The organism is Streptomyces sp. NPDC051104 (assembly GCF_040682835.1).
Lineage (GTDB): Bacteria > Actinomycetota > Actinomycetes > Streptomycetales > Streptomycetaceae > Streptomyces > Streptomyces cynarae.
Window position 1 is genome coordinate 1 of sequence record NZ_JBFBBS010000119.1, and the last position, 2070, is coordinate 2070.

Here is a 2070-nt window from a genome sequence, read left to right on the forward strand (position 1 = left end):
TTTGGCACGCTGTTGAGTTCTCAAGGAACGGACGCTTCCTTCGTACTCACCGGAGAGACTCACTCTCTCGGCTTTCCTCCGGGCGCTTCCCTTCGATGTTCCCGACTCTATCAGATCTTTCTTGATCCGATTCCCGGTCGGCGGGATTGTCTTGAGTCCGGGCTTTTCGGCCCCGGCTTTCGACATTCACTACGTTAGCCGATTCCCGTCGTAACTCATAATCGAGTCTCCGAGTTCGAATTCCGGGCATGCGGACACGCCGAAATCCGCCCTTTGAGAGGGAGTCGCAAGTAGTGGGTTGGCCGCCTCGGCTGTTGGCTGAACGCCGTAACCGTTCCAGCGGCTTGGGCTACATTACGCATCCTCCAGGGACGCGTCAACTTCGGCGCCGTCGGGGCGTATGCGCCCGATACGGGCTCACCGTGGGGTCGTCGGCGACCCAGAAACGCCACGGATGGACGGCTCCGTCGCCGGCAACGCCGGTGCGCGGGCCGCTTCGTACCTGGTCAGGGGGCACCGGTGTGCCGGTCAGGATGCGCAGTGGGGTCTCGCCCGTGGTGCAGGCGTCCGTGCCGTCGAGGGCGCGGTCCACGCCCAGGGCCGTGGCCAGGCGGGCGGGACCTTTGGCCAGTTCTTTGTCATTCCGGGCCGAGAGTCGACGCTTCCGAGCGAGCTCGGCGCCCTCGATGATCTCGCCGGCGCGGAGCAGCACGGCACTCGCCCTGCCGACCGGACCGCACACCAGGTTCATGCAGTGCCACATGCCGTAGGTGAAGTAGACGTACACATGGCCGGGCGGACCGAACATCACGTCGTTGCGGGGTGTGCGGCCGCGATAGGCGTGGGAGCCGGGGTCGTTCGGGCCGTCGTACGCCTCCACCTCCGTGAGGCGCAGCGCGATCGGACCGTCCGGTGTGGTGCGGACGAGGATGCGCCCCAGGAGGTCGGGCGCGACCTCGAGTACAGGCCGGTCGAAGAACTCCCTGGGGAGGGGCGTACGGTCGGGGGTCGCGATCATGGCGTACGAGCGTAGTCCAGACGGGTGTGTGCCCAAGGGTGGTCGAGGGTCCTCGTCCTTGGAAGGGTTGGGAGGGTAGGGCGCGGAACCGCCTCCTGGCCGCATCGCGTGTCTACGGATCTACGGATCGGACGGATCTACGGGGCTACGGGGCAAGACGTTGCCTGGGAGGGAAGATTTCATGGGGTTCAAGCGGTTGCTCGCGAGCCTGGGAGCCGGCGGCGCGTCTGTCGAGACGGTGCTGACCGAGGTCAACGTCGTGCCGGGCGGCGTCGTCCAGGGCGAGGTGCGGATCCAGGGCGGGTCCGTCAACCAGGCGATCGAGGGTCTGAACGTCGGTCTGCAGGCCAAGGTCGAGGTCGAGAGCGGCGACGAGGAGTACCGGCAGAACATCGAGTTCACGAAGGTCCGGCTGGGTGGTGCCTTCGAGCTCCAGGCGGGCGCGGTGCACGCCGTGCCGTTCGGACTGGAGATTCCCTGGGAGACCCCCGTCACCATGATCGACGGGCAGGCGCTGCGCGGAATGCACATCGGGGTGACGACCGAGCTGGAGATCGCGCGGGCCGTGGACTCGACCGACCTGGACCCGATCAACGTGCATCCGCTGCCCGCGCAGAAGGCGATCCTGGACGCGTTCATCCAGCTGGGCTTCCGCTTCAAGAGCGCGGACATGGAGCGGGGGCACATCCGGGGTACGCGGCAGACGCTGCCGTTCTACCAGGAGATCGAGTTCTTCCCGCCGTCGCAGTACCGCGGTCTGAACCAGGTCGAGTTGAGCTTCGTCGCCGACGCGTACGAGATGGACGTCATCCTTGAGATGGACAAGAAGCCGGGGCTGTTCAGCGAGGGCAGCGACTCGTACCGGGCTTTCAAGGTCGGTCTGAACGACTTCCAGGGCACCGACTGGGCCGCATACCTCCATCAGTGGCTGTCGGAGGTCGGCAGCAAGCGCAGCTGGTTCTAGTACTTCAGCTGTAGATCGTGATCTTCATGTCTGTGATGCGGCTTGTCGTCGGTAGTGGCTGGTGCGTGATCGCTGCTGATGGCGGCGG

At 65.6% G+C, this 2070-nt stretch carries 2 protein-coding genes; one reads left to right on the plus strand and one right to left on the minus strand.

Annotated features, from left to right (window positions below; translation table 11 throughout):
- Positions 1 to 376 precede the first annotated feature (376 nt).
- Positions 377 to 1018: a DNA-3-methyladenine glycosylase gene (locus tag AB0N14_RS39880; protein WP_366030574.1), complete on the minus strand. Its 642-nt coding sequence runs from the start codon at positions 1016 to 1018 to the stop codon at positions 377 to 379.
- A gap of 181 nt (positions 1019 to 1199) precedes the next feature.
- On the opposite strand from AB0N14_RS39880, the gene AB0N14_RS39885 reads away from it, so the two are divergent.
- Positions 1200 to 1982, plus strand: a complete 783-nt coding sequence (locus AB0N14_RS39885; protein WP_366030575.1) for a sporulation protein — start codon at positions 1200 to 1202, stop codon at positions 1980 to 1982.
- Positions 1983 to 2070 lie beyond the last annotated feature (88 nt).